Genomic DNA, 19,456 nt, shown 5'->3' with positions numbered 1-19,456 from the left:
GGGCTTTAGCCCGATGTGAACAATCAAAATAAAATTGGCTTTAGCCGAAAACCTAAAATTAAGCTTCGGCTAAAGCCAATTGAGTTGACAATTATTTTTAAACGGGCTAAAGCCCGTTCCTATTGAATGAGTTCAAAAATAAAAGGGAGCTGTTTTTAAAGTTAAAACAGCTCCCTTTTATCTATCTTAAATCGATATTACTCAGCAATTACTCTTACCATTCCTTTTACCTGTACAAGCTTTTCCATAAGCTCTTCTCTGGAATCTGCAAGAACGTTGATATGTCCCATTTTTCTTCCCGGCTTGGTTTCAGTTTTTCCGTATAAGTGGATGTATGTTTCGGGAAGCTTAAGAACATCTTCCATTCCTTCATAGACTACTTTTCCGGAATATCCTTCTGCTCCTACAAGATTCAGCATTCCGCTGTAAGTGATGGCGTCAGTATCCGCTAATGGTAAATTTTTAACCACGCGGTACATTTGCTCAAATTGGGAATTAGTATTTCCTTCCTGACTCTGATGTCCTGAATTGTGAAGCCTTGGAGCAGTTTCATTTACCCATACTTTTCCTTCTTTATCAAGGAATAATTCGATGGCAAACAACCCCGGAGAGTTCACTGCAGCCAGAAATTTTTCAGTAATGGAATCAATCTGGTTCTGAACATCTTCCGTCAGCAGAACCGGACATACATTGAAATCCAATAGATTCAGTTTTGGATCGGCAACCATTTCCGTTACCGGGAAAATATTGGTTTCTCCTTTTTCGTTTCTTGCTACAATGACAGAAAGTTCTTTTTCAATATCAACAAGACTTTCAATGACAGAAGGTTCAGTCCATAGTTGCTGATAGTCTTCTTCCGTTTTGATCACCTGTACTCCTTTTCCATCATAGCCTCCGGTATTCATCTTCTGAACAAACGGCAATGGCATGATGATTTTCTCATCACTGTTCCATACTACCTGAAATTCCGGGCTTGGAATATCATGAGCTTTATAAAATTCTTTCTGAAGGATTTTTTGCTGAATTGTTTTGATGATATTGGCATTAGGAACCACTTTTATTCCCTGCTTTTCAAGTTCTGCCAGTGCATCAGCATTTACGTGTTCTATTTCAATGGTTACAACATCTTTATCTTTTCCGAAATTCAAAACTGTTTCATAGTCATTGAAATTTCCCTGTGTAAAATACGAGATATTATGACATGGTGCATCAGAGGCCGGATCCAGAGTATAAAACTCATCATCATACTTCAGTGCACTTTGTATCAACATTCTTCCCAGCTGTCCGCCTCCCAGAATTCCTATTTTCATTTTTTATTTTTATTAGATTTACTCTTATTGAATTTTATCAATTTTTAAATAGCCTAACCCCATTGGGTTCTCCTGATTTTCTTCATCAGACTTTTGAAGAATGATAGCATATTTTTCTTTCATATACGCAGGAAGAATATCGCTCACATTGAAAATATCATCAATATCCACTCCATGCTTATCATCAATATGGCTTACTGCACCTTCAAATCCCATGGTCTGATAGAATTCGGTAGCTTTTGCTCTTTTCACAATCTCTCCCATAGACTGTCCTACCATTAAGTGCTGCTCATGAAATTCTTCAAAGAAACCTGGCTTATAACCTCCCAGATTCAGAAAAAACAACTGGTTTTCTGATGTCTTCTCTCCCTTTTCTACAATTTTCACCTTGTAACCGTCTGCAAATTTCACTTCCTGGTAACAATCCAGGTGAATTTTTCCTTCTGCTTCCTTCCAAAATTCTTTCATATCAGGAATCAGATCTTTCAGATTCTCCGCAATTCCGAAGAAAACATCGTGCTGCTCTATATTTCTGCCTTTGGGTGTTGCCCCGAGGATGACATAAAATAATTTCAATTCATTTTTCATGCATACAAAAATACGTTAAATTTATCTTTTTCAAATGTTTGGCAGACTATCACAATAATTTTATATTTGTAGTATTATTTGTAGTATGTCAGAAATCATCATACTCTTCCTTGGCGCAATTTCAGCGGGTCTTTTAGGTTCACTTACGGGTTTAGGAGGAGGAGTTATCATCATTCCTTTATTAACGCTGGGATTCGGCGTTCCAATGCATTACGCTATCGGTGCTTCACTTATTTCTGTGATCGGGACCTCTTCCGGTGCGGCTGTAGCTTTCGTAAAAGAAGGCTTTACCAATATGAGAATCGGAATGTTTCTCGAAATAGCCACCACAGCAGGCGCTATTATTGGAGCCCTTGTTTCAGGAATGCTTAACCCAAATACAATCGGAATTATTTTCGCAAGTATCCTTCTTTTAACCGTTATTTTAAATCTTAAAGGGAAACCTGATCACCAGGAACCTTTGGTAAAAGGAAGTCTGGAGGAAAAGCTGAAACTGTACGGAACATTTCCCGATAAAGGAGTATTGAAAAGCTATTCTGCAAGAAATACAGTTCCCGGATTTTTGATGATGATGTTTGCAGGAGCCATGTCCGGACTTCTGGGAATAGGTTCCGGTGCATTGAAAGTATTGGCAATGGACAATATGATGAAGCTTCCTTTCAAAGTATCTACAACCACCAGTAATTTCATGATCGGAGTAACAGCAGTGGCCAGTGCCCTGATCTATTTCCAGAGGGGAGAAATCATTCCGGTAATTGTAGCTCCCGTACTGATCGGAGTTGTGATCGGAAGTTTTATCGGTTCAAAAACGCTGATGGTATCGAAGACCAAAAAATTGAAAGTATTTTTTGCCATCGTGATTACCATTCTCTCCATTTATATGATGTATAACGGTATCAACAAAAGTTTCAGATAATGAAAAAGAATTTTACAGATGTCGATCTGAACCGTTCGGTAGGAAATCTTCTGAGACTGGGTGTTATTCTGTCTGTGGCTACATCATTGATTGGTTTTGTCAAGTTATTTATTGAAGGTTTTAAAATGCCCGAAAAATATACCAGCCTTGTGGTAGGTACTTCTTCTGAAAAAGTATGGGGACATTTTTGGAACTCTCTGTGTAAAGGAGAAGGAATGGCTATCATTCAGCTGGGTATTCTTTTGCTGATCTTCACTCCCCTTATGAGAATTGTTTTCGCTTTAATAGGTTATTTAAAAGAAAAAGACTACGTATATGTAGTCATTTCTTCTATTGTTTTAGCGATTATGGCGGTGAGTTTCTTTGCCGGTTACGCGCACTAATTTTTTACATTTCATAAAACTCTAACGGCAGCTGGTCGGGATCCTGGGTAAAGAAAAATTCTTTTCCGGTGAATTCGTCTATGCGGATTTCTTCACAGTTTAATCCTTTTTCTACCAGCTCATTTCGTTTTTCACTGACATTTTCTACCGAGAAAGCGAGATGCCTTAAACCACATGCTTCGGGACGTGAGGGACGTTGGGGAGGATCGGGAAAGGAAAACAGTTCGATCACATAATGATCTCCTATAGCAAGATCAAGTTTATAAGACTGTCTTTCTTCGCGGTATACTTCACGGATGATATTCAGATCTAAAATTTCCGTATAAAACTTTTTTGAAACGGCGTAATCTGAACAGATGATGGCAATATGGTGAATCTTCATTTTTATTTTAACCTGATTTTCAATTGAACTTTATTATTGTATTTCTTTACAGTTATCCTTTCTTCTCGTATCAATAATATACTGGATCTTCCATTCATTATTCTGTTTTACCAGCTGAAAACTGTTAGCCCCGCAGTGTGATAATTTTCCTTTTAAATAAAAAGAATAAGGGGTAAAAACAGTTGCCAGATTCCCATCCGTATGAATGGCTTCCACTATAATTCTTTCATCCAGATCTCCTTTTGTAAATTTGGAAACCGAAGCAATGAAATCCGAAATACTATCACTTTTCACAGTACCGTCCTTGGTGATGGTTTGAAGTACTGCACTCTCTGCAAAAGCGGATTTTACCAACTCAGGATCTGCATTTTTCATACCAAGAAACAGGTTTCGGATAGGTTTTTCAATATCTGTATTCTGCTGGCCGAAGCACGAAATACTAATCAGAACAAGAAATGCCATTAATTTATTCATAGTATAGATTTAGATAATTAAAAATAGATAAAATAAAATTTAAATTGATTAACAAATTTTAAAATTCATTTTCCTTAAATTGTGGTCAAAATTATTTCAGAGCTTTTTATATGTGGATTATTTACCTGACTCTGGCCATAGTTCTTCTGGTCATGACAATACTGCCGAAAATTCAGCATTCCCACTGGATATTCAGAGTTCCTGAATTTGCCAAAATACAGGTCACCTACCTTATATTATGTACTTTTTTATTAGGCTTTTTCACAGATTCTACAGAATATTTCTGGTATTATCAGGGGCTTCTGCTGGTTATGTTTATTCATCACGGCCAAACACTGATCAGATACACCCATTTCTATCCTGTAAAAAAACACAGACAGCGTCACAGATCTTCTGATAAACTACATTTTATTTCTGCCAATGTATATCAGTTTAATAAAGAGTATGAGAAATTCATAGGGCTTGTTAAAAAACATAACCCTGATTTTTTCATGACGATGGAAAGCAACAGTGACTGGGAGAAAGCAATGAGACCTCTGGAAAAAGAATATTCCTACCAACACAAAGTAACTCTTGAAAATACCTATGGAATGCATTTTTATTCAAGAGTTGAGATTAAAGAAGCGAAAACCCATTATTTTGTAGCTGATGATATTCCGAGCATAGAGATCCATATGAAAACTGCTGATGGCTTTTCTTTTGTTTTCTTTGGAGTTCATCCGCCGCCGCCAAGTCCTACGGAAGAAGAAACATCAAAGGAAAGAGATGGCGATCTTTTGAGTACTGCCAAGCGTGTAAAAGACATCCAAAAACCGGTTATCGTGGTGGGAGACTTCAATAATGTGGCCTGGTCACGGTCATCTGTTCTTTTTAGAAAAACAAGTCATCTGATAGATCCGAGAATCGGATACTCTTTCGTTTCTACCTTTCATGCGAAATACCGTCTTTTAAGGTTTCCTATCGATCTGATGTTTCACAGTGAAGATATTTTTATTAAACAGCTGAAGACCTTGGAAAATTTTGGTTCAGACCACCTTCCGGTATACTGCGAGTTTTTCATAGATCATCACAACGATGAACAGGAAGAACTGATAGAAACAGCAACTGCTGAAGAGAAAGCTGAGGCTGAAATCATGATCGAGGAAGGAAAGAAAGAAGATGGCGAACGGGAAACTGTGGTCACTGAGGATTAAAAAAAGTGGGCTAAAGCCCACTCTTATTGATTATTTATTCTTATTTAAAATTTCATTATATCCTTCACTACTCCATTTTTCTGAGTATGTTGTAATAATTCAGCTTCAATGAAGGCTTTAATCTGTTCTTCAGTCCCATTATTCGGGAACAGAAGATGAACATTTGCTCCTGCATCCAGCGTAAAGAATAAAGGAAGACCGGTTTCTCTTCTGAAATTCCAGATTTTATTGATGACTTCCAATGTTCCTGTTTTCATCAGGATAAAAGCAGGATCACTCATCATCATCATGGCATGCAGGGTAAGTGCTTCATGTTCTACCAATTTGATAAAGCTTTCCATATCTCCTTTTTTCAGGATGTCTTTCATGGGAATAAAATTTTCCCTTGCTTCCTGAAATCTTCTTTCTGCATAAGGATTCGTCTTCATCAGGCCGTGACCTACTGTTGAAGAAACACTTTTCTGCCCTTCATGGACTAACAGAACCCAATCATTAAAATTTTTGAATACTTCATGAATTTCAGCATCGGGATACTGTACTCCGAACAAATCTGAACTTCCTTTTACCTCATCGGTTTCACCCCACACGACAAGTCCGTTGTATAGGCTTCGGCATGCACTTCCACTTCCTAATCTTGCTAAGAATGAAGCTTTTCTCAAAGATTCTTCTTCAGAAGTTTTTCCTGTAAATGAAACATCCAATGCCATCAGACATTTTGCAATCGCTCCAAATCCTGAAGCAGAACTTGCAATCCCGGAACTATGCGGGAATGTATTCTCTGTTCTGATGATATATTTTCCTTTCAGAATCCATGGAAGATACTGTTCTATATTTCTGAAATATTTTTCAATTTTTTCGGCAAACTTCACTTCTTCATTTCCAGCCAGAAAAGTTTGTACTGAAAAAGGCTCATTCGCAGTAAATTCCATTGAAGTATTGGTCTTACAATGGTTTAACGTGTAGCTGATGCTTGGGTTAGCAGGAATCTGATCAGCATATTTTCCCCAGTATTTAATCAGGGCAATATTAGACGGGCAACTTTCTGAAACCGTTTGGGTATAAATATTGAAATTTTCTTTTCCTATAAAATCCTGTGTTGTCATAGTTTACTTTAAATCATTATTTTGAACCACCCCGTCAAAAATTCTTTGAATTTTTGCCACCCCTCCAAAAGAGGGGAATTTTCACATCTTCAGTTGTAATTGACGTGAAAAGGGAGATTAAAATTTTTAATACATCTTCTCTATAATATCCGCATATTTTTTGATCACCACATTTCTTTTGACTTTCAGAGTGGGAGTAATTTCTCCTGTATTAATGTCAAATTCTGCCGGCATTAGCGTGAATTTCTTCACTTTTTCATAATCTGCCAGGTGGCTCTGTAATTCTTTGATTTTTTCTTTGTAAAGATCGATTACTTTCTCATTTTTTACAGCATCTTCCCAATTGGTAAAAGGAATATTATTTTTCTTAATATAGTCCTGTAAAAATTCGAAATTAGGAACGATCAGTGCTGAAACAAACTGTCTTCCTTCCGCAATCAGCATAATCTGCTGGATAAAATTATTATTGGTCAGAAGGTTTTCAATCTGTTGCGGAGCAATATATTTTCCGTTGGAAGTTTTCATCAGGTCTTTAATTCTGTCTGTGATGATCAGGTTTCCTTTCTCATCAAACTTTCCGGCATCACCGGTTTTGAACCATCCGTCTTCTGTGAATACTTTCCGGGTTTCTTCAGGTTTATTGTAGTATCCTTTCATGATTCCGTTCCCTCTGGCCTGGATTTCATCATTTTCACCGATACGCATTTCTACTCCAGGAAGAGGCTTTCCACTGGTTCCATGCTCAAAGTGAGTTAAAGGGAAAAGGGTCAATGTTGCAGTAGTTTCCGTTAATCCGTATCCAACAGTTACGTGAATGCCCACCGATTCAAAGAAACGGGTAACTTCGGGTGATAATGAAGCTCCACCGCAAGGTAAAAACCATAATCTCCCTCCCATTTTATTTTTAATTTTACTGAAAACCAACATATCAGCTACAGATTCTTTGAACTTTAATCCAAAAGGAACCGGTCTTTCATTTCTTCTTAATTCTGCGGTTTCCCATCCGGTTTTAAGCGCCCAGTCAAAGATTTTCTTTTTCAGAGCTGAACCTTCTTCCGCTTTTTCAAGAACTCCGGCATATACTTTCTGGAAAAATCTTGGTACTGCACACATGGCGGTAGGTTTTACTTCTTCCAGTGCTTTGGCAACATTTTTCGGATCTTCAAGGAAATACACACGGGCACCACCGTACAAACAAAGTAAACTCCAGCTTCTTTCAAATACATGGCTTAAAGGTAAGAATGCCAGTGAAAGTTCTTCTTCAAAGTTTTTAAACTTAAAAAATTCAAAGTGTGAGTCGAATGCTTTGATGAAATTTCCATGGGTAAGCATTACTCCTTTTGGAATTCCGGTAGTTCCGGAAGTATAGATTAATGTAGCGGTATCATCATTTTCTTTCTTACAGATCTCCAGCTCCGGCGAGGCTTTTGCGATAAAATCTTCAAGATAAAAACTATTGAACTCTTTCTTGATCCACACTGCTTTTTTAGAAACAATAATGGTTTCAAGATTGTTTTCTTCTTTATGTAAAAACTCAAGACAGGCATCGTACTGCATCTGGTTTCCTACCAAAACGGCTTTAGCACCGGAATCGTTGATGATATGTTCTGCCTGCTCAGCATTATTCGTGGAATAAATGGGTACTGTAACTGCCCCGATAGCCAGAGAAGCCAGATCCATGATCATCCATTCTGATGAGTTGTCTGAATAAATCGCCACTCTGTCATTTTCCTGAACTCCGGATTCTTTTAAAGCATTGGCTGTTTTAAAAATAATTTCACTGAATTTTTTCCAGCTCAGCTCTTTCCAGGCATCTTTCTTTTTAAATCCGATGGCCGCTTTTATAGGATGTTTTTCTACATTTTTAAGGATAATTGCCTCTGCAAGATTCATTTCTTCAGCTTTTTGTCGTTAATATAATTATTCAGGTGAAAGTCTATACTTTCTTTTACGGGAATAAACTGATAATTCAGCTTTTCTCTGACTTTGTGATTGGAAATGGTGTTGAATGAAGAGATGGCCTCAATATTTGATTTGGTTACCATCCTTAGTTTGGGAATCAGCCATCCGAAAAGGGTGTTGGCTATTCTTCCGATATTGAGTACAGATTGTGAAAGAATTCTCGCATCTTTAAGTCCCAGGCGTGATCTTACCTGTTTGGCAAGTTCAGCATATCTGTTGTTTTCAGCGACAATAATAAAACGTTCTCCGAAAAGGTTATTTTCCATTAATCCTATAGCCGTATTGGCTACGTCCCTTACGTCGACATAAGCAGAGCCTCCTGAAAAGGTAAAGCTATTGTCTTCAAAGGTTGAGAAAAGCTCGCCGCTGCTTTGGTTCCAGTTTCCGCTTCCTACGATCATGCCGGGATTAATGATCACCACATTCAGTCCTTCTGCTGATGCTCTCCATGCCTCCATTTCGGATAAATGCTTAGAGATGGCGTAGGCAGAATGTTCCAGTTTTGGATTAAAGTCAGAATCTTCGTCCAGTTCTCCTTTTTCATTGAAATTATCAAGAACGGCAACAGAACTTACGTGGAGAAATTTTTTAACGTCGGATCCTTCACAGGCAAACAAAAGATTTTCCGTACCCTTGATATTGGTATGGTACATTTCTTTTTCATCTTTCGGATGAAAACTTACTTTGGCAGCACAGTGATACACCTCATCTACGCCTTGCAGTGCAGTTTTTAAAGAATCGAGATCATCAAAATCTACATTTACCCATTCAATTTTATTGAAAAAATCGTCAGGATTCTCCGTATAAAAGCTGTATGAATGCTTTACTTCGTTTAAATTGCTGCCCGGCCGTTTGGAAGCACGTACACTTTTCCCTCTTTTAAGAAGTTCCAGTACAATTATTCTTCCCAGAATTCCGGTAGCCCCCGTTACAAAAATCATTAATTATTTTACTTGATTGCTGACTAAAATATAACAATATTTTCTATCCGGCAATGCTTCCGGATCGGTAAAAATTATTTGGAAAAACCGTTTTTGCAAATTTGCGATTTTTAAAGCATAATTCAACTTAATTTAACCAATATTATCATTCCGAATACCACAAACCTGAAAATTTAAATCACAAAAGGGTATCCAAGTGAAAAGTCCTGAAAGAATTGACAACTTTCAGGACTTTTTATATTTAAAATTCTTTATTGCTTACGCCATTACCTCATTATTTCTTCTTGGCGCTTTGTCGCAGAGAACATCTGCAATGCTTTTGGAAATAAGGTTTCCATCTGTAAGATTATCCAGCCAGAAGAACTCTCCTGCCGCATTGATCTCGATAAAATAATATTCGTCTTCAGGAGAAACAATCATATCTATGGCTCCATAATCTACATTATAAGTATCAAGCAGTTCAAGCAGTTTTGCTTCTACATCTGCCGGAAGTTCTGTTCTGCTCCATTTATCAATCAAATTAACCCCGTCTTTTCTCCAGTCTATTTTGGCATCTTCAGACTGCTGGGAATCTATTTCGAATGCGTAAACGTCTCTTCCCACAATGGTAATACGAAGTTCTTTTTTCTTCTGAATCATCTGCTGAAACTGCATCGGACAATACAGCAATGAATCCAGTTCTTCCAGTTTATCTTCGCCAACAACATTGGTAAACACTACATTTTCTACCCCGTCTTCATAGATAGCAAACCCGGTCTGCATTTTGGCAATCACATTCTGATGTTTCAGAATAAATTTCCTTGCTTCATCAGGATTATTAGTAAGACAGGTTGCCGGAATGGTCAGCCCTAATTTATCTGCAATTTTCAATTGTTCTTCTTTGCTGTCGAGTCTTCTGTAAACACTTGGTTTTCCCAGAGAATAAGCATCCACAGATTCGAAGAAACCGAAAAGGGTATTTCTGATTTCTCCCATAGCCGCACCGTAAAATTTTGAGTCCATTTCTTCCTTTAATCCTTTTCCGATATTGTAGGCTCTTCTGTACCATATGGCAGAAATATCGTCCAAACGATGTTTTGTTTCAGGCGTTTCAAGGTAACTTACCCATTCTCCATCCTGGAAAATAGTGGACAGTTTGTTTTGTAATGGATAAACGTCTACATCAAAGCGAATGACTTCACAATTATTTTTTTCAATGTATTCTGTTACTTTTTCAATGGAAAAGTTATCTGCGGTATGGGTAATTATTAAAATTTTATTCATGGAAATTAATTCTTTCGATAAGGTTATCGGCAATTTTTTCTGCAATGGGAAATCCCAGTTCTTTCTGAAGCATTCCCCATTCTCCCTGAGGATTGACTTCAAGGAAATAATACGCCCCGTCTCTTCCTTTGATCATATCGATCGCTCCTATATAAAGTCCCATTTCTTTCATCATGTAAGTGAGATTGGCTTTAATAGCATCAGGTAATTCGTAGGCTTCCCAGAAATATCCTTCGCGGGCAACTCTCCAGTCTGCATTTTCACTGTTATTGATTTTTCCTGTGAAAAACTCACCATCTACATACACGATTCGTAATTCATATTGTTTTTCAATATAGGGTTGAAAAATCATCGGACAGTATGCAATATCTGAAAGGTGTTCCAGGGATTCTTCCTCAATAACTGTAGTGGAAATCATATTTTCCCCTGACATTGTTTTTGCGGTAACTCCGTGAAGCTTCGCAATGGCTTTTCCCTGGCAGTACTGATGGAAAAATGTGGTTATTTTTTCTTCATCATTAGAAAAAATGGTTTTGGGAATGGTTAAATTATTTCTTTGTGCAATTTTCAGCTGAAAGATCTTATTACCGTCGATTTTTTTTTCGTTTTCATAAGGGTTGATCCAGGGAATATGTTCTAAAGCCGTTATCAGGTTATACCTCAGGCTGCCATATTCGTTGAGAAAGATTTTTTCATAATCCTGATCCAGTTCTTCGGGTGCACTGATCCTCCAGGCTTTTCTGTGCCATACGCCTTTGATATCATCAGAATGGATGGTATTTCCTGATTCGTCAGTCAATTCAAATGAATCTTCATGAATACTGATTTTCTGAAGATGGTTCAGGCGGTCAGAATTCAGTCTGAAAAAGGGAATATTTTTAGAGGTAAGATATTCGAAAAAGAGATCAATATTATAAAAATCCTGTGAGTGGGTGATGCAGAGAATCATTTGCCGGTTTTTTATTAAAAAGGGAAACTTACTATTTAAGTTTCCCCTATTATTTTATTGAATATTCTACTTATTATAGTGGAATAGTGATTGTATCATCATCACCGTCAGATGGATATTTCAGCGTGTGCATCATATCATCTTTTGGAGAGGTTACCGTGTCTATTGTCGGCTTTGTAATCAAATCTGTTTCAGCAAGTGTGATGTCACTTCCTCCTTTTACAGTTTCGGGATCCTTCACCTGTTTTTCCAGGAATGATGCGAAAAACGGCTTCTTCTTTGAGTTGTTGCTTTTCATAATGTTTTAGTTTTGGTTGGATTATAATTTAGCTTATGCTTGTACATTATCATACTTCTAAAACATCCTCATCACCGTCAGAAGGATATTTCATGGTTACATTATCATTATCAGGCTTGGTAACATTATCCTTAAGAGGAGTCGTGATCTGATCCTGCAGGGCTGTAGTGATCTGATCTGCCAATACGGAAGTAATACCTCCACCTTTTACTGTTTCAGGATCTTTAACCTGTTTTTCTAAGAATGATGCAAAAAACGGCTTCTTTTTTGAATTTTTGTTTTCCATAAGTTAATATTTTTATTGTTTTTTGAAAATCCAAAGTACAAAAATTTCAACTCATGGAGAAATAATATATGTTTTTAATAAAATTTTAACATAATATTAAAAATCAAAGTATAAAATTAATTTAAACCAAGAAATTCCTTAACAACATTTGCAAAATCAACCGGATTTTCTGCCTGCACCCAGTGTCCTGCATTTTTCACCGTCACTATTTTAGCTTTAGGAAACTGCTGCCTGATACCGAATTCATCCTGTGGAAGGATGTAATTGGATTTTGCCCCTGCTATAAACAAGGTTTCACCTTCAAAAACTCCGAATTTGATGGCATTGGAAACAAACTCAGTATATTTTTCAGATAATGTTTTAAGGTTGAACCTCCAGCCCAGTTTTTTATTGTCATCCCAATACAGATTTTTCGTCAGAAACTGCACGGTAGATCTTTCGGGAATATATTGATTCAGGACAGCTTCCACTTCATTTCTTGAAGTTACCGTATTGAAATCAACCGTTTCCAGTGCTTTGATAATCCCTTGATGATGTGGTGGATATGCTTTAGGTGAAATATCTACAACAATCAGTTTTTCAACACGTTCAGGGTATTTTATGGCAAACTGCATCACTGCTTTTCCGCCTAAAGAATGCCCTAAAACATGAGCTTTCTGAATACCACAATGATCCATATAACGGGCAATATCATCTGCAAGGTCATCATGAGACATACTTTCTGAGTGAAAACTTCTTCCGTGGTTTCGAAGATCGATCAGGTGTACCGGAAGATATTCTCCCAGATCCTTTCCGAAACTTCCCCAGTTGTCGAGCATTCCGAATAGTCCGTGAAATACTAGAAGCGGCGTATTCGTTACATTTTCGCTGAATATTTTTGAGTTTAAAATTTCCATATTTTTAGAAGTTAGATGTGAGAAACTAGAAGTTAGATAAATTATGCATCATCTGTTTATGCTATTTTTAATATAATTGAAGTTGTACTAACTTCTCATCTCTAACTTCTGATTTCTTATTAATTACCATTTTGCCAGTCTCTTCAGATAAGCCTGAACTGTATTTTCCAATCCCATATAAAGTGCTTCAGAAATCAAAGCATGTCCGATAGATACTTCCAGAAGGTTCGGAATGGTATCTGAGAAATACTTCAGGTTTTCTAAGCTCAGATCATGTCCTGCATTAATTCCCAACCCGAACTTTGTCGCTTCAACAGCAGTGTCGTAATAAGGTTTTATAGCCTGTTCTTTATTGGTAAGATAGTTTTTTGCATAAGCTTCAGTGTACAGCTCTATTCTGTCTGCTCCTGTTTTGGCCGCATATTCTACAAGCTCCGGTAAAGGATCAAGGAAAACAGAAGTACGGATTCCCACTTTTTTAAATTCTGCAATGATCTCTGTAAGGTAATCGAGATGTTTTTTGGTATCCCAGCCGGCATTGGATGTAATGGCATCATCAGCATCCGGTACAAGAGTCACCTGTTCAGGTTTCACTTCCAATACCATATCAATAAAATCCTGATGAGGATTTCCTTCAATATTAAACTCAGTCGTAACCAACGGCTTCAGATCATAGACATCTTTTCTTGTGATATGCCTTTCATCAGGTCTTGGATGGATGGTAATCCCCTGTCCTCCGAATTCCTGAATTTTTACAGCAGCTTCTGTAACACTTGGAGTTTCACCTCCTCTTGCATTTCTTAACGTCGCAATTTTATTAATGTTTACGCTTAGTTTTGTCATTGTTATTTTAGATGTTAGATATAAGATGTTGGAAGCTGGAAGCATGGAGTTGGAAGTAAATCCAGACTTCGTACTTTTATTGGTCTTCCACATTTATGATCATTTAAAAATTTAATTTAAAATTTGGGTTAAAAGAGACTGGAAATATCCACTTCCCTTTTCAATCTTCCTGCTTCTACACTTTCACGCTTACCTGCATCACCTGAAGTTCAAATTCTTTTGAAGCCACCAGTAAATGGTCAAAAATATCGGCCTGTATCTGCTCAAAACGTTCCCATTTGGAATCATTGGCAAAACAGTATACTTCAAGCGGAAGCCCTTGTGGGGTGATCTCCAGCTGGCGGACCATCCGGGTTCCGTTTTTATCAATATCAGGATCATTTTCAATATATTTCTGTGCATAATAGCGGAATACACCGATATTGGTAAGCTGTCTTCCATTCACAATTTTATCTTTATGTACAAGGCTTTCCTTTTCTTTTTTGATCTCTGATGTCCTTTCATCCAGATAATCTGAAATCAGGTTAATTTCCTTTAAACGCTCGACATCTTCATCCGTCAGGAACTTAAAAGAATTGATATTAAAGTAGATTGATTTTTTTATTCTTCTTGTATTGGATTCAGACATCACCTGCATATTCTTGATCTCAGTGGTCATCAGATCATAGGTTGGAATTGTGGAAACCGTTTTATCAAAATTGGTGATTTTAGTCGTCAAAAGATTGATCTCCGTGATATTCCCTTCAATACTATATTTGGGAATACTTACCCAATCCCCTACTTTTAAGTTTTTAGAAGTAGCCACGTGAAGACCTGTAACAAATCCTAAAATAGTATCTCTGAAAACCAATACCAGAACAGCTGTAATAGCCCCCAGACTTCCAACAATAGTGGTTCCTTTGATCCCGAAAATCACACAAAGTCCTACTACTGTAAATATAAAAAGTCCTAAAATCTTTACAGTTTCTGAAATGGCATTAAGTGCCATTATTTTGTAGAAATCCTGTTTAATACTGAAATAATTCCTGAAAGCGGTCAGTGATCTGTAAAGCATTCCCGCTACTATCAAGACCAACCCAAGATTGATACATCTTATAATAAAAATAGTGGTCTTCGGCAGCGCATTTTCCGGAAATATAGATCCCTGGATCCCGGCAACCGCAATCAAAGCAGCAAAATGGGCTACAGAATTGGTGATTTTCGACTGATAAATAGATTTTACGATCGGGAACTTCTGTTCATTATGAAATAACCTGAATACTGAATTGATAATGAATTTAAAAATAAAATCAGTGATTAAAAACAGGACAAGAAGTAAGCTCAGTTTTACAATGATATGAAAAACCCAGTCGAGCCCGGCTGGTGAAATCCGGGTGATATAGATGTAAAGCTGCTCGCTCAGCTCCTGTATAAAGTTTTTGGTTTCTTGTAACTGGTCATTCATTACAGCAAATTTATGAAATTAAGAATCATCATTTTATTATTTGCAATCAATTTTCATCCCAAAAGGTATTCATCAGAAAATATTTAATAAAAATTATAAATCTTCTACAGTCCACCATTACAATTGAAAAATAAACCACAAACAATACATTTAAGTAAAAAAAATTAAAACAAATTTCAATTTTAATGTATTAATATTAAAATTTTATTAAATTTGATTAAAACTAAACCCATCAAAATCAATTAAATATGAAACAAAACTACCTGTTGATCACGCTATGCAGCCTTCTGCTCTTAGCTAATTGTAAAGGAGACGACTCTGTTACTCCCGAAGAAAACCCCACAAAAGTAATATCCACAGGAACAGTGGAAGGCAGAGTATTGGCAAAAAACGGGACCAAACCGATTGGAGGGGCTCTTGTATTTACTACTGACGGCCAGAGCAATGTTTACCATACCTATTCCAATGCTGACGGAAGTTTCAGCTTAACAGCTCCTGAAGGCAAGACAACCCTTCACATTCAGACAGGTGACGGTAAAAATTTCAGAACAGAACTTCCTCTTACCATTAAGAAAGATGAAACAGTTACTGTAGCTGCCACAGATTCAAAATTGGATCAGATAGCAAAAATGGCTTATATAAAAGGGAGCTATGATGAAATTGAAGCCATTATAACCTCACTTGGATATACTGCCACTGAAATTACGTATCAGGATTTAAAAAATATCAATACGATTTCCCAGTATGATATTATTTTCCTGAATTGCGGATCCCGTACTTACCCCCAAACAGGAACTTCCACGCCATCCAATGATACCAGTGTTTATAACAATCTTTCCACCTTTGTAACTAATGGCGGAAGCCTTTACAGCTCAGACTGGGCTTCGGCTTATCTGGTAGGGGGAAATACAAATACTGAAAACTGTAATGCTCCGGGAGGTTTTATCAATGATAACCTTCTTTGTCTGCAGGATACAGGCACAGCCACCACTTATATGGGCTGTAACGTTTCAAACACGGCTTTGGCAACTGCATTAGGATTTAATACCCTGGACATTCAATATGATATGGGCGCATGGGAAAAAATTCAAAACTATGACCCTTTATTCTGGGATGTTCTGGTACAAAAAGGTAACGAACCTCTGATGATAAGAACAGGACATTATACCAATCCTTCTGCCCCACAGACTCCTGTAGGAACTTCTTTAAACAACAACCACATCACCATCTGTCATCACACAGCCAGTGGAAATAACATCACCATTACCATCAACCAGAATGCCTGGAACGCACATCAGGCACATGGAGATACCATGGGATCCTGCACAGGAAACTCTACCAGCGGAAATATCTACTATACCACCTTCCATAACCACGCAAGCGGAAATATCGGTAAAGCAGGACCGATTCTGGAATACGTAATCTTAAATTTGTAATAAAATTTTATAACTCAGTTCTCAAAGTGGCTTTTTATAAGGCCACTTTTTTTATATTGCATGTATATTTTTTTAAAGAATGGATACAACGATTATTAATATTTTCTGCCTTATTTTATTATTTATAGGAATATTAGGAACTTTTCTTCCTGTATTACCTGGTCTTTTACTGAGTATCTGCGGACTGTTGATCTATAAATTCGGGACAGATGCGGATCTTCCGATGATTTATATCTGGGCCTTCGGAATTCTTACGGCAGCTTCTGTAGTGTTAAGCTATGTGATTCCGGCAAAGACTAACAGAAAATACGGAGGCACCCGTTGGGGAAGCATTGGTTCTGTTATCGGAACTATTGTCGGGATATTTCTTCCGATTCCATTGGGATTTCTGATAGGAATGTTTGCAGGGGTATTTATTGGTGAATTACTTCACGACAGTAAGGATATGAATAAGGCTTTACAATCTACCAAAGGAGCACTGATTGGATTCATTTACGGAACCGGATTCAGCTTTGTGGTTGGAGTGGCAATGTTTTTGGTAGTATTACTTGATATGTTCAACGTCATTTAATTAAATATAAGAAACTATGTTCCATAAAATTATCATACTCAGTCTGGGAATATTTGCATTAACAGGATGCGATGCCCAAAAGAAATCCAGAATTAATACAAAATCCCCTGAAATGTCTACAGGTACAAAATCAACAAGTCCTGATAATCAGAAAGATGGTATTATCTACCTGAGTGAAGGCGAGAATAAGTTTTTAAGAGAATACCAGATGAATGTGACGTTCAAAGGGGTTTCTGAAGACAGCCGTTGTCCTGAAGGAGTCAATTGTATCTGGTCGGGAGTTGCTCTTGCTCAGGTGGAAGTCATGGGAACTTCTACCCGGCCGATGATTCTGAACCTTGCCAGCGGAAATTTTCCGGCAAGAAATTACCACCAGTCGACAGAATTTAATGGTTACACGATTACATTACAGGACATTGCTCCTTATCCAAAATCACAGGACGGAACAAAAGCACTAGCCGGAAAATATAAAATAGGAATTACAATAAAAAAAGCTGAACCATCAGCTGATTCTACCACGAAATAGGCTTCTTCCCTTTGGAAACAAGATACTCATTAATTTTTGAGAAAGGCTTGCTTCCAAAAAAACCTCTGTGCACAGAAAAGGGTGAAGGGTGTGCCGATTTCAGAATAAAATGTTTAGCCGGATCTATGAGTTCGGCTTTTTTTTGTGCAAAAGCGCCCCACAATACAAACACGACATTCTCTTTTTTATCTGAAATTTCCTTAATAATAAAGTTGGTAAATTTTTCCCAGCCAAGGTCTTTATGGGAATTGGGTGAATGCGCACGAACCGTTAAGGTAGCATTCAACAGTAAAACACCCTGGCTTCCCCAATCATCAAGTTCTTTGGAAGTTCTTACAACTCCCAGATCATCTTTTAACTCAATAAAAATATTTTTAAGGGATGGCGGTGCTGCAACCTGTTCGGAAACAGAAAAGCATAAACCATTCGCCTGATAATCATTATGGTAAGGATCCTGCCCAATAATCACGACTTCAACATCATCAAAAGCAGTAAGTTCCAATGCTCTGAAGATCTGATTTTTTGGTGGAAAAACTTTGGTTGTTGCATATTCATTCTTCACTTTCTCCCAAAGGGTTGTAAAGTATTCCGTACTTTTTATTGGGGCTAAAATTTCTGTCCAGGTCATAGTGCAAAAATAATAATATTAAAATAAGGGCTTACATTATACCTTAAATATCTTTACTTTTCTTTCAATCAGCATATAGGAAAAGTAAGACAGCATTAGTGAAAAAGTGATCAATAAAAGGGTATTAACAAGTGGCAGACCTACTATTATAAAATTCTGATTTTTAACGATATAATGTATAATATACAATGAATACGAGATATTCCCTAAAATATAAACAGGCCTGGTCTCCAAGAACATCTGAAGATAATTTTTTTCACCTGTATATAATTGTCTGATCATCAATGCTGATAAGAATGGAATAAAAACCAGTCCTCTTGTCGTAAACAATAATAGTAAGGATAGCACGAATACAGCATTTACAGGCCAGCGGCCTTTTATTTTAAATTCCGGGAGCAAAGCAACTCCGATTCCAAAAAAATAAGAAGCTATTGTTCTGATTAAAGAATTTACTCCGTAGGGAATATCAAGGTATTTTGAAGATTTCCACATACTGACAGCCCCCTCGTTAAAATACATATCAGGAAAATGTGGAAGTGCCACCCTTAAAAGCAGACCTGCAACAATCAGGATTTCACCACGGATTTTATAGCGAATGATCAGATAGAGCATGAAAGGAAATATCAGATAGCACATCCATTCTGTACTCAGAGACCAATAAACGATATTCAACAGACGGTCTGGATTAAAAAAACACTGTACCAATCCGGCATTGATAAAAAATGTAAACCATGAAATTTTTCCTGCCAACAGAATAATCAAAATCATTGAAATAAAATAAACAGGATAAATTCTATTGACTCTTTTTTTATAAAACGTCACTACTCTTTTAATTTCTAAGTTTTTAAACGTATCAGAATAGGAAACTGTTAGCAGAAAAGCACTTAATACAAAAAAGACATCAACAGCAAGGTATCCTTTTCCTATAATATGCTGAAGAATTTCGTTTTTAAAATCAAAAAAATGAAAAAAAGTCACCCATAACGCCATTACTCCTCTAAGTCCCGTTAAAGATTTTATTTCATTTTTCATATATAATTTCAATCGGCAATAAAGATAGAGAA

General features: G+C 37.1%; 22 protein-coding genes. 6 read left to right on the top strand and 16 right to left on the bottom strand.

Features of this window, described 5'->3' with window-relative positions:
• Window positions 1-197: 197 nt before the first annotated feature.
• Entirely contained in the window at window positions 198-1,310 is a 1,113-nt protein-coding gene (locus JNG87_RS14160; RefSeq protein WP_123279428.1) for a 5-(carboxyamino)imidazole ribonucleotide synthase, read from the bottom strand.
• A gap of 24 nt (window positions 1,311-1,334) precedes the next feature.
• Complete coding sequence (locus tag JNG87_RS14155) at window positions 1,335-1,898, bottom strand: DUF1543 domain-containing protein (protein ID WP_228432438.1); 564 nt, start codon at window positions 1,896-1,898, stop codon at window positions 1,335-1,337.
• A gap of 85 nt (window positions 1,899-1,983) precedes the next feature.
• Here JNG87_RS14155 and JNG87_RS14150 point away from each other — a divergent pair, with 85 nt between their 5' ends.
• A complete protein-coding gene (locus JNG87_RS14150) occupies window positions 1,984-2,814 on the top strand; it encodes a sulfite exporter TauE/SafE family protein (protein ID WP_076597404.1) in 831 nt (276 codons plus the stop codon).
• Window positions 2,814-3,197 (top strand): DUF1634 domain-containing protein, encoded by a 384-nt coding sequence (locus JNG87_RS14145; RefSeq protein WP_202838961.1) that lies wholly within the window; start codon window positions 2,814-2,816, stop codon window positions 3,195-3,197. The genes JNG87_RS14150 and JNG87_RS14145 overlap by 1 nt, the downstream gene beginning before the upstream one ends.
• A gap of 4 nt (window positions 3,198-3,201) precedes the next feature.
• Here the strand turns inward: JNG87_RS14145 and JNG87_RS14140 are convergent, their stop codons facing one another.
• Both JNG87_RS14140 and JNG87_RS14135 read right to left on the bottom strand, forming a co-directional pair.
• The gene (locus JNG87_RS14140; protein WP_202838960.1) at window positions 3,202-3,579 is read right to left on the bottom strand and encodes a VOC family protein; all 378 of its coding nucleotides are present in this window, start codon (window positions 3,577-3,579) and stop codon (window positions 3,202-3,204) included.
• A 33-nt stretch (window positions 3,580-3,612) separates the two neighbouring features.
• Window positions 3,613-4,053, bottom strand: a complete 441-nt coding sequence (locus JNG87_RS14135; RefSeq protein ID WP_123279427.1) for a nuclear transport factor 2 family protein — start codon at window positions 4,051-4,053, stop codon at window positions 3,613-3,615.
• A 110-nt stretch (window positions 4,054-4,163) separates the two neighbouring features.
• On the opposite strand from JNG87_RS14135, the gene JNG87_RS14130 reads away from it, so the two are divergent.
• Window positions 4,164-5,246, top strand: coding sequence for an endonuclease/exonuclease/phosphatase family protein (locus JNG87_RS14130; RefSeq protein WP_202838959.1), 1,083 nt, complete (start codon window positions 4,164-4,166; stop codon window positions 5,244-5,246).
• A gap of 44 nt (window positions 5,247-5,290) precedes the next feature.
• On the opposite strand, the gene JNG87_RS14125 is transcribed toward JNG87_RS14130, so the two are convergent.
• The 10 genes from JNG87_RS14125 to JNG87_RS14080 all read right to left on the bottom strand — a co-directional run bounded on the left by JNG87_RS14125 (window position 5,291) and on the right by JNG87_RS14080 (window position 15,231).
• Window positions 5,291-6,349 carry a diphosphomevalonate/mevalonate 3,5-bisphosphate decarboxylase family protein gene (locus JNG87_RS14125; RefSeq protein ID WP_202838958.1) on the bottom strand — a complete coding sequence of 353 codons (1,059 nt, stop codon included), beginning with the start codon at window positions 6,347-6,349 and terminating at the stop codon, window positions 5,291-5,293.
• 126 nt (window positions 6,350-6,475) lie between these two features.
• Window positions 6,476-8,242, bottom strand: a complete 1,767-nt coding sequence (locus JNG87_RS14120) for an AMP-dependent synthetase/ligase (RefSeq protein WP_202838957.1) — start codon at window positions 8,240-8,242, stop codon at window positions 6,476-6,478.
• On the bottom strand, window positions 8,239-9,252 hold the full coding sequence (locus tag JNG87_RS14115; protein WP_202838956.1) for an NAD-dependent epimerase/dehydratase family protein: 1,014 nt from the start codon (window positions 9,250-9,252) through the stop codon (window positions 8,239-8,241). Before JNG87_RS14115 ends, JNG87_RS14120 begins: the two co-directional genes overlap by 4 nt.
• A gap of 258 nt (window positions 9,253-9,510) precedes the next feature.
• Window positions 9,511-10,515 carry an MvdD family ATP-grasp ribosomal peptide maturase gene (locus tag JNG87_RS14110; protein WP_202838955.1) on the bottom strand — a complete coding sequence of 335 codons (1,005 nt, stop codon included), beginning with the start codon at window positions 10,513-10,515 and terminating at the stop codon, window positions 9,511-9,513.
• Complete coding sequence (locus JNG87_RS14105) at window positions 10,508-11,464, bottom strand: MvdC family ATP-grasp ribosomal peptide maturase (protein WP_202838954.1); 957 nt, start codon at window positions 11,462-11,464, stop codon at window positions 10,508-10,510. Before JNG87_RS14105 ends, JNG87_RS14110 begins: the two co-directional genes overlap by 8 nt.
• A gap of 73 nt (window positions 11,465-11,537) precedes the next feature.
• Window positions 11,538-11,762, bottom strand: a complete 225-nt coding sequence (locus JNG87_RS14100) for a microviridin/marinostatin family tricyclic proteinase inhibitor (RefSeq protein WP_110010111.1) — start codon at window positions 11,760-11,762, stop codon at window positions 11,538-11,540.
• 49 nt (window positions 11,763-11,811) lie between these two features.
• Window positions 11,812-12,048, bottom strand: coding sequence for a microviridin/marinostatin family tricyclic proteinase inhibitor (locus tag JNG87_RS14095; RefSeq protein WP_202838953.1), 237 nt, complete (start codon window positions 12,046-12,048; stop codon window positions 11,812-11,814).
• Between the two features lie 116 nt (window positions 12,049-12,164).
• Entirely contained in the window at window positions 12,165-12,944 is a 780-nt protein-coding gene (locus JNG87_RS14090; protein ID WP_202838952.1) for an alpha/beta fold hydrolase, read from the bottom strand.
• Between the two features lie 123 nt (window positions 12,945-13,067).
• Window positions 13,068-13,787, bottom strand: coding sequence for a pyridoxine 5'-phosphate synthase (locus JNG87_RS14085; protein WP_202844327.1), 720 nt, complete (start codon window positions 13,785-13,787; stop codon window positions 13,068-13,070).
• A 175-nt stretch (window positions 13,788-13,962) separates the two neighbouring features.
• Window positions 13,963-15,231 (bottom strand): mechanosensitive ion channel family protein, encoded by a 1,269-nt coding sequence (locus JNG87_RS14080; RefSeq protein WP_202838951.1) that lies wholly within the window; start codon window positions 15,229-15,231, stop codon window positions 13,963-13,965.
• 248 nt (window positions 15,232-15,479) lie between these two features.
• On the opposite strand from JNG87_RS14080, the gene JNG87_RS14075 reads away from it, so the two are divergent.
• From JNG87_RS14075 to JNG87_RS14065, 3 genes are all read left to right on the top strand, one after another.
• Window positions 15,480-16,667 carry a carboxypeptidase-like regulatory domain-containing protein gene (locus tag JNG87_RS14075; protein ID WP_202838950.1) on the top strand — a complete coding sequence of 396 codons (1,188 nt, stop codon included), beginning with the start codon at window positions 15,480-15,482 and terminating at the stop codon, window positions 16,665-16,667.
• Between the two features lie 79 nt (window positions 16,668-16,746).
• Window positions 16,747-17,238, top strand: coding sequence for a DUF456 domain-containing protein (locus tag JNG87_RS14070; protein WP_202838949.1), 492 nt, complete (start codon window positions 16,747-16,749; stop codon window positions 17,236-17,238).
• Between the two features lie 16 nt (window positions 17,239-17,254).
• Window positions 17,255-17,764, top strand: a complete 510-nt coding sequence (locus tag JNG87_RS14065; protein ID WP_202838948.1) for a hypothetical protein — start codon at window positions 17,255-17,257, stop codon at window positions 17,762-17,764.
• Here JNG87_RS14065 and JNG87_RS14060 read toward each other — a convergent pair.
• Both JNG87_RS14060 and JNG87_RS14055 read right to left on the bottom strand, forming a co-directional pair.
• Entirely contained in the window at window positions 17,751-18,392 is a 642-nt protein-coding gene (locus JNG87_RS14060) for a uracil-DNA glycosylase (protein ID WP_202838947.1), read from the bottom strand. The two genes, JNG87_RS14065 and JNG87_RS14060, sit on opposite strands and share 14 nt — an antisense overlap.
• A gap of 36 nt (window positions 18,393-18,428) precedes the next feature.
• Entirely contained in the window at window positions 18,429-19,424 is a 996-nt protein-coding gene (locus JNG87_RS14055; RefSeq protein WP_202838946.1) for an acyltransferase family protein, read from the bottom strand.
• Window positions 19,425-19,456: the final 32 nt, after the last annotated feature.

The sequence above is a fragment of the Chryseobacterium cucumeris genome (assembly GCF_016775705.1).
Classification (GTDB): domain Bacteria; phylum Bacteroidota; class Bacteroidia; order Flavobacteriales; family Weeksellaceae; genus Chryseobacterium; species Chryseobacterium cupriresistens.
This window is presented reverse-complemented; position numbering and strand designations above follow the sequence as displayed.

Coding starts and splice junctions, on each gene's coding strand:
- JNG87_RS14155 (WP_228432438.1), bottom strand. CDS start 1,898: ATGAAAAATGAATTGAAATTATTTTATGTCATCCTCGGGGCAACACCC.
- JNG87_RS14145 (WP_202838961.1), top strand. CDS start 2,814: ATGAAAAAGAATTTTACAGATGTCGATCTGAACCGTTCGGTAGGAAAT.
- JNG87_RS14160 (WP_123279428.1), bottom strand. CDS start 1,310: ATGAAAATAGGAATTCTGGGAGGCGGACAGCTGGGAAGAATGTTGATA.
- JNG87_RS14115 (WP_202838956.1), bottom strand. CDS start 9,252: ATGATTTTTGTAACGGGGGCTACCGGAATTCTGGGAAGAATAATTGTA.
- JNG87_RS14130 (WP_202838959.1), top strand. CDS start 4,164: ATGTGGATTATTTACCTGACTCTGGCCATAGTTCTTCTGGTCATGACA.
- JNG87_RS14135 (WP_123279427.1), bottom strand. CDS start 4,053: ATGAATAAATTAATGGCATTTCTTGTTCTGATTAGTATTTCGTGCTTC.
- JNG87_RS14085 (WP_202844327.1), bottom strand. CDS start 13,787: ATGACAAAACTAAGCGTAAACATTAATAAAATTGCGACGTTAAGAAAT.
- JNG87_RS14080 (WP_202838951.1), bottom strand. CDS start 15,231: ATGAATGACCAGTTACAAGAAACCAAAAACTTTATACAGGAGCTGAGC.
- JNG87_RS14055 (WP_202838946.1), bottom strand. CDS start 19,424: ATGAAAAATGAAATAAAATCTTTAACGGGACTTAGAGGAGTAATGGCG.
- JNG87_RS14060 (WP_202838947.1), bottom strand. CDS start 18,392: ATGACCTGGACAGAAATTTTAGCCCCAATAAAAAGTACGGAATACTTT.
- JNG87_RS14070 (WP_202838949.1), top strand. CDS start 16,747: ATGGATACAACGATTATTAATATTTTCTGCCTTATTTTATTATTTATA.
- JNG87_RS14100 (WP_110010111.1), bottom strand. CDS start 11,762: ATGAAAAGCAACAACTCAAAGAAGAAGCCGTTTTTCGCATCATTCCTG.
- JNG87_RS14065 (WP_202838948.1), top strand. CDS start 17,255: ATGTTCCATAAAATTATCATACTCAGTCTGGGAATATTTGCATTAACA.
- JNG87_RS14075 (WP_202838950.1), top strand. CDS start 15,480: ATGAAACAAAACTACCTGTTGATCACGCTATGCAGCCTTCTGCTCTTA.
- JNG87_RS14150 (WP_076597404.1), top strand. CDS start 1,984: ATGTCAGAAATCATCATACTCTTCCTTGGCGCAATTTCAGCGGGTCTT.
- JNG87_RS14125 (WP_202838958.1), bottom strand. CDS start 6,349: ATGACAACACAGGATTTTATAGGAAAAGAAAATTTCAATATTTATACC.
- JNG87_RS14140 (WP_202838960.1), bottom strand. CDS start 3,579: ATGAAGATTCACCATATTGCCATCATCTGTTCAGATTACGCCGTTTCA.
- JNG87_RS14095 (WP_202838953.1), bottom strand. CDS start 12,048: ATGGAAAACAAAAATTCAAAAAAGAAGCCGTTTTTTGCATCATTCTTA.
- JNG87_RS14110 (WP_202838955.1), bottom strand. CDS start 10,515: ATGAATAAAATTTTAATAATTACCCATACCGCAGATAACTTTTCCATT.
- JNG87_RS14090 (WP_202838952.1), bottom strand. CDS start 12,944: ATGGAAATTTTAAACTCAAAAATATTCAGCGAAAATGTAACGAATACG.
- JNG87_RS14120 (WP_202838957.1), bottom strand. CDS start 8,242: ATGAATCTTGCAGAGGCAATTATCCTTAAAAATGTAGAAAAACATCCT.
- JNG87_RS14105 (WP_202838954.1), bottom strand. CDS start 11,464: ATGATTCTCTGCATCACCCACTCACAGGATTTTTATAATATTGATCTC.